Below are 6,831 nucleotides of genomic sequence, written 5' to 3' on the forward strand. Positions count from 1 at the left end.
CTTTTTACTTGAAACTTGTTCACTCTATTTAATCTCCTTAACATTCTCCTTAAGCGATTCCGAAATCAGCTTTTTCAAACGTAAAGTTTGCTCCTCCAGTGCTCCTTGTTTTTTAGGATCGTACAAGTGTTTGTACTTGCATTCCACAAGGTCGTATTTCAGGTTATCCATTGTTCCGGTTACATTCAGTCCCAATCGAACAGGTAGTGGAGTATCTGTTACCGATATGTGATAGTTAAAGCTGTTATCCATATTATGACGTCCCGAAATAACAGCTTTGTACTTGTCCATTACAATAAGGAAAGGATACAAATCAATTTCGTCTTTAAACAGAGTCATTTCAACACTAAGGCTGTCTATCACATTTGCTGTTTTTTTCTTAAACAGTAGTTTTTTGGCAATCATGTCGAAAGTTTCGGTATCCATAAGGGTTAGTTCCTGTCCCTGAAAAGCCGCCGCACCACGAATTGTAGATTGTTTCAAAGAATAATCGCTCTTAAGATAGGTTTCTCCGGCCAAATGAAATTCACCTTTCCCTTTGAATGATTTCAGCATAGGAATCATTGTGTCAACAGAAGGAATCAGAGCAATTAATTCAGCAATATCAATATCTAAAAGGTGAAAGTCGATGCCGCTAAAGAGGTGGTTTTTTCTGTCGGAACGGTACATGGCCGTTAACTGCATGTTGGCAGCCCGGCTGGTGAATCCCATCTGATCGAGAATAAGGGTACCATCTTTTACAGTCAGTCCTCCTTTAATGTTTTCGATTACATTATTGTTTACTAAAGTTTTCGCAATTGTTGTGTTCAACCGAATTTCGACACCTTTTGGCACCATAAACGGATCGTCTTCGGGGGCAGTATCTTTATTGCCGGCAAGAGTTGAATCCTGACTGCCCATGCCGTTAAAAATGTCCATCAGCTGATATACATCGGTATTTTTAGAAGCCAAATTAAAGTTTCCTTTCAGCAATGCCTGATCGTTTAAATAGTTGGAGATGTCGGTAAGCTGACCCGTAAGGCTAAAGTCGGAATTGCCCAAAGTTAAAGCCGCTTTTTGAATCTCCATCGTGTCTTGATTAAGTGTAAATGAGATGTTGGGAATTTTACCCCTTAGCTGTTCACTCAAATCATAAATTGCATCGGAGAAACTGATTGCTGCTTCGGGCTGCCATTTAAGAATGATATTATTCTGCGAGTCGTCGTATTTCAAATTCGTTTTTGCATATAGGTTTTTAGCATCAAACAAAATAGAGTCTTTGCCGGCTACTGCAATTTCATCACTGTTAATTGTAGAATTAATCAACGCAATCTCTTGTTTTCCGTTACGGCCTGGAACGTATTCGAATCGTCCGTTTGCATTGTTTGCGCTAACCGATAAAGTATCCGACACAGCAGTAAGGCTGCCCAATTTAAAAATACACGATGTTATGGGTGCCGGGGCTCCTTTTGCCGGATGATTGATGGACACAGAAAGCTCAAGATTTTCAGTCACTGCACTTACAGCAGGAGATAGGTGCATTGTAAAGTTTGGTGCATCCATTTTGATGTTTGCAAACAGAAGGTTTTTGTCTGCTCTGGCTTGGCTCGGTAAAGTAAGCTTAATTTTTGCCGAAGGGAGATTTACCTTTGTAGTGTCGTTATAAACGGCATCAAAATCCCGGGTGTTGAGATCGCCGGTTAAATAAATGCGGTGATATGCCTCCTGATCCAAATCAGACTGAGAAAACCGGGTATGCAGATTTCCATTTACCCAACCCCGAACAATTACATTCTGATCTTTAGGTACAAACGACTGAAAATCGGACAGGTTAACATCACCCTTCGAATAGATGTCGTAGCGGGGCGTTTCCAATATGTCCGATATATTTCCTGCAACAGAAACACTGCTGTTTCGTATTTTGGCAAAACTGCTGTTTACAGTGATATCCGAAGTCTGGTTTTTATTTACATCCACCTTTGCCGACATCGATAATTTGATATCCTTCACTTTTGGATAGGCTGCATAGTTAATTTCGCCCTTATTGTACTCTATGTTTGTGTTTACAAGAGGGTAACTTGTGTCAGAATACAGGCCAGTTACCGATCCGGATAATTGTGCATAACCCTTGGCAATCAGATCTTTTAGCGGAGCCGAATAGGCTTTGGGAACAAGAGCCATAATTTTTTCGACATTCAATTCGTTGGTCGCGTAGTTTATGTTGGTGGCAATCGAATTATCGGACTGTATTTTTACAATCCCGCTGCATACAACTTCCTGCTCATTGTTCACAATCAGTTTTGCCTCTTTTAAATCAAAACTGTTTTCGGCGATGTTTACAGCACATGGCAGATGTGTGTCCAATTTCATGTTTGTTAAAATTGTATCGCCAGCCATAGCAAGAGACAATTCCTTACAAACAAGCTTTGCATCGGAATTGAATCGGTTTTTGTCCGCAGCCTTCAAAGTCATTTTCAGATCACAGTTTTTGGCATCAATACGAAGAGCCATCGAGTCGGATGTTGTAAACAGCAATCGGCTGACTTGCAGATCCAAATCAAAAGACTGTTTCCCCTTGGTATATACAAACCCGAGCGCAGCATTTCCGTTGATAACAGCAGCCTTTCTAAATGTAGTCTCATCTGCATAATTGGCATTAAAATTTGTAAATTCTACATTGCTGATGTCGATATCACCCAACGAAGAGGCTTCAGAATCAGCTTCTGCAGCATCGGAACTGCTTTTAAAAATATCGAAATTAGACTGTCCGGATGAGTCTGTTTTGAAATTCAAATACCCATTTTCAACCAAAAACGGGTTAAGCTTTATATCGCCGTGGAATAAATACGACTTAACATTTAGCGAGGCAAAGCATTTTTTAGCATACAACAGGGTATCTGTTTTTACAGAATTGTTATTTCCGGTTAAACAGAGATTTGTCAGCTCTATGCCAAAAAACGGATAGGTACTAAAAAAAGTGGGTTCAACTTTTTCGATGACCGTATTGCAGGCTAAATAATTTTTTGCCTGTTTATTAACTATTGGTGTTAATTTTTCTGGCGTAAGAACATACCACAAGGCTATTGCTGCAGTTATTATTCCTACAAAAACCAGTACCAGTAAAGCTATTCCTACTTTTTTTACTATCCGCATTTTACTATTGTTTGCTAAATGATTTTGTTTTTCCGTAAGCGTCTTCGTACTCTAATGATGATGCCGTTAAATTTGTAATGGTGTATACTTTAGGAACGTTACCGCCATTTTCGATAATGTGGATCTGCTCCAGCTGATCTTTTGTTATTGTCCAGGTAAATTTCTGAGCTTCTGATTCCTTAACATCATCGGCAGTATCCCAGGTAGCACCTGATTTGTCAGAGTCGTATCTTTCGAACAAAGTCCCGCTTTTCCATTTGCCGATAATTAATGACTCATCAAAACTGGGGTGAGTTTCTTCTTCAGAACAAGAGGTTGAGAAAAGTGCTGCTGCAGCAATGCATAAAAAAAATAATGTGATCCGTTTCATATGTTTATAATTTGTTTTTTAGTTGCCATATGGAACTCCCAAATTACACTCATTCTCCTGTGTGTAACACTTTTCGTCGGGTCGTTTCATATGTTTATAATTTGTTTTTTAGTTGTTATATGGCTTGTCCTGAATTTTTCAGGAGAACTTACCATGATCAATAATCATGCCCTTGTGTGTAACACTTTTTACAGGGGCATTACACCTGTTTAATGAAAATACACTTGTTTGTTACTTAAAATAAACTTCAAAAATAATACTTTATTGTCGCAAAATGCACGAAACAGAATTAGTTAATTATGAAATATTATTTTTCATAGTTGCAGTATTTGTTTTCGAACTACTAAAGCATTAAATATAAATGATTGAAGAAATGAAAATGATGCTAAAGCAAGAGATTGGAACATATTAAATTCAGTTGGCTAAAGCCGAACTGCAATAGATAAAAAACACAAAGTAGTTACTGATGAAAGGAACAAAGCAAAGAATTTATTGCTTTGTTTTTAAACAACAGATAACATGAAATTAGAATGATTGAAGAAATAAAATGATACTTAGCAAAACATCTATTGCAGTTTGGCTTTAGCCACATAAAATATAATGGGAGTAATATGAAAACTAAGTTTTGGACTACTCTGCCAATTGCTTAGCTAACCAATACAAATTCCTTCCTGCTTTAAAAGACAACATTATCCTTTATTTATCCATAATGCCCTGTAAAATATAACTAAGAATGCTTTGTATGGAGAGTATTGTTTAGTAGATTCGGGGCGAAAACAACATGAATGCACCATGTATATGTAAAGAGCATTGATGTAATATAACGCTAGTCAGAACAAAACCAAGGACATGAGACATTATACATTCCTGATCATATTACTCTTAACAACTTTCTCAACTTATTCACAGGTTGATAGATTAACAAAGTCTTTAAATGCTTATTCGTTTGATTTGTACGGTCAGATTAAGGCTGATAATGAAAATCTATTCGTTTCTCCATTAAGTACTTATTATGCTTTGTTGGTTGCGTATGAAGGAGCAAAACATGAGACAAAGGCGGAATTTGAGAAAGTGCTGCATATTGATAATTCTGAGAGCCTTACAAATTTTAAAAACTTTTCTGAGAATTTAATCTCTTGGAAAGACAGTTCAAACTATTTGAATATTTCTAATGCCATTTGGATACAAAAAGATTTTTCAGTGATAGAGGATTATAAAAATCAAATCATTGAAAAATATTCTTCCGATTTAAAAACGGTTGATTTTAAGCAAAAGATTAGTGCTTCAAACGAAATAAATAATTGGGTAACAAATAAAACAAATGGACTGATCAAAGACATTTGCCCTAAAGATATAAATACCGATACTCGGTTAATCATCTTAAATACAATATGCTTTATTGGGAAATGGGGGGATGAATTCAACAAGGGATTGACCAACTCTGATTATTTTTATTCAATAAATAAAGAAAAATCAGACGTTGATTTCATGAATAAAACGGAATACTTACAGTATTATGAGAACAAGTACTTTCAGTTTATTTCAAAGCCATACGAAGGCAATGATAAATCATTCTGTATTCTTCTTCCCAAAAGCAGATACGGATTGATTGACATAGAGAATATCTTTACCAATTCAACATTAGATACTATAATGCACAATACGGATTATTTGGACGTAAAGCTATCCATTCCAAAATTTAAATTAGAAACAACTTATTCACTCAAGGAGCCGTTAATAAAACTCGGACTTGAAAAAGCTTTCACTCGTTATGCAGATTTTTCCGGCATCACAAGTGAAGTACCTTTACTGATAAATAAAGTAAATCATAAAGCTTATATCGAGATTAACGAAGAAAAAACAGAGGCGGGCGCAGCAACAATTGTTGAGATGATGGATGGTTCAACTGGAGTCCCAATGCCCAAACCTAAGATATTTAAAGCTGACCATCCATTTACTTTTATGATTATTGACAATAAGACGAAAGGGATTATTTTTATTGGTAGATATGTACAGGCAGAAGAACCTTTTATTGCCGAAGAATACAAATAGCCTGGCTTCAGGTTAACTATAAAAGTGAGAGAAGAGATTCTTTCACTTTTTTTTATCGCTTGTGCTTGAAGAGAAACAGGGAGGGATGATACAAATTATGAACCATCCTTTAGCTAATTAAATGTACAGAGTACCAATTTACATGTTTAGCCATTAAAAAAGGTGCCTCAGCCACCAAATTTAGTACCTCGGGTATGTTCTTTGGTGCCTCAGCCACCAAATTTAGTGCCTCGGGTATGTTCTTTGGTGCTTCACCCATCAAATTTGGTGTCGTGTCCACCAAATTTAGTGCCTCGGGTATGTTTTTTGGTGCCTCGCCCATCAAATTTGATGTCGTGCCCACCTAATTTAGTGCCTCACTTACCAAATTATACTATATTATGGAATTGGCTGTACCATATGTACTTTATACTTGGCTGTAAAGCGAAATGGCATAATGCCGATGTATATTGAGTTGGGGTGTAGATGAGCTTGCTCATCCCTCTGCTGTTTTAAAACAGGATGTAATCCTGGTAAATAATTGATTTGACTCTTAAGGATCTGTTCATACAGCCTATCGATTTTACATTCAATTTTTATCTTTCCTTAAAGTGCTTATCTTTAAAATTCAATTGAGTATTTTAATCCGTTTTTAGCCCGACTGACTTAACCTTCCATTTGAAAATAATATTTTTACATCTCAAAAAAATGATTTCGTAGGCTGCGAAATTTATTTATAGTGAAAAAATATTTGTTGCTGTAACAATATTGATGTAGAACAGATTAAAAAAGAGGTAATTGAAAATGGCTTGACTAACTTGGGAACAAGTTGTTTCAAAATATCGTTCAAAACCTATTGAGAAATGTGAGATTCAACAGGTTATTGTTGCAGCGAAAATTTTGATAATGTGGTAAAACAAATAAAAAAGGAAGAAAAATAACAACTTGCTAATTAAAACATTCTTAAACCCGGCGTAGTTTGCACCATTTGAACGTTCAAAAAAAGCAACTCCCAAAAACTGAAATGAATCCCTAAAGTTGGACACAACATCTAAAGTTCACTTCAGAATGTAGATGAGAGTTTCTTAATTACATATCCAAATGAAAAAGACAATACTTATAGATAGTATTATGTGTATAATGGAAATTTATTGTTATAAACATTTATCTAATATGCCTCCTTCTCTTCATTTGGAAAATCACTTCCTTTAACATCAGCAATATATTTTTGCGTGGCTTCTTTTATAGCGCTATGTAAGTCTGCATAACGACGCAAGAATTTTGGAGAAAAGCCTTTA

4 protein-coding genes are annotated in these 6,831 nt (G+C 36.0%); 1 reads left to right on the forward strand and 3 read right to left on the reverse strand.

From position 1 onward, the window contains the following. Nucleotides 1–24: 24 nt before the first annotated feature. Entirely contained in the window at nucleotides 25–3,132 is a 3,108-nt protein-coding gene (locus BZG01_RS18560) for an AsmA-like C-terminal region-containing protein (RefSeq protein WP_101311341.1), read from the reverse strand. A 4-nt stretch (nucleotides 3,133–3,136) separates the two neighbouring features. Further along, nucleotides 3,137–3,502: a lipocalin family protein gene (locus BZG01_RS18565; RefSeq protein ID WP_101311342.1), complete on the reverse strand. Its 366-nt coding sequence runs from the start codon at nucleotides 3,500–3,502 to the stop codon at nucleotides 3,137–3,139. Nucleotides 3,503–4,351: 849 nt separating this feature from the next. Here BZG01_RS18565 and BZG01_RS18570 point away from each other — a divergent pair. Then, nucleotides 4,352–5,554 carry a serpin family protein gene (locus tag BZG01_RS18570; protein WP_101311343.1) on the forward strand — a complete coding sequence of 401 codons (1,203 nt, stop codon included), beginning with the start codon at nucleotides 4,352–4,354 and terminating at the stop codon, nucleotides 5,552–5,554. A 1,147-nt stretch (nucleotides 5,555–6,701) separates the two neighbouring features. On the opposite strand, the gene BZG01_RS22165 is transcribed toward BZG01_RS18570, so the two are convergent. Further along, the coding region (locus tag BZG01_RS22165) for a 3-methyl-2-oxobutanoate hydroxymethyltransferase (RefSeq protein WP_180327389.1) at nucleotides 6,702–6,831 on the reverse strand (130 nt) is incomplete at its 5' end.

The sequence above is a fragment of the Labilibaculum manganireducens genome (assembly GCF_002843385.1).
GTDB classification, from domain to species: Bacteria; Bacteroidota; Bacteroidia; order Bacteroidales; family Marinifilaceae; genus Labilibaculum; species Labilibaculum manganireducens.

What these genes read in the sequence shown, in the direction of transcription:
- BZG01_RS18560 (WP_101311341.1), bottom strand. Translation starts at nt 3,132, where the DNA reads ATGCGGATAGTAAAAAAAGTAGGAATAGCTTTACTGGTACTGGTTTTT.
- BZG01_RS18565 (WP_101311342.1), bottom strand. Translation starts at nt 3,502, where the DNA reads ATGAAACGGATCACATTATTTTTTTTATGCATTGCTGCAGCAGCACTT.
- BZG01_RS18570 (WP_101311343.1), top strand. Translation starts at nt 4,352, where the DNA reads ATGAGACATTATACATTCCTGATCATATTACTCTTAACAACTTTCTCA.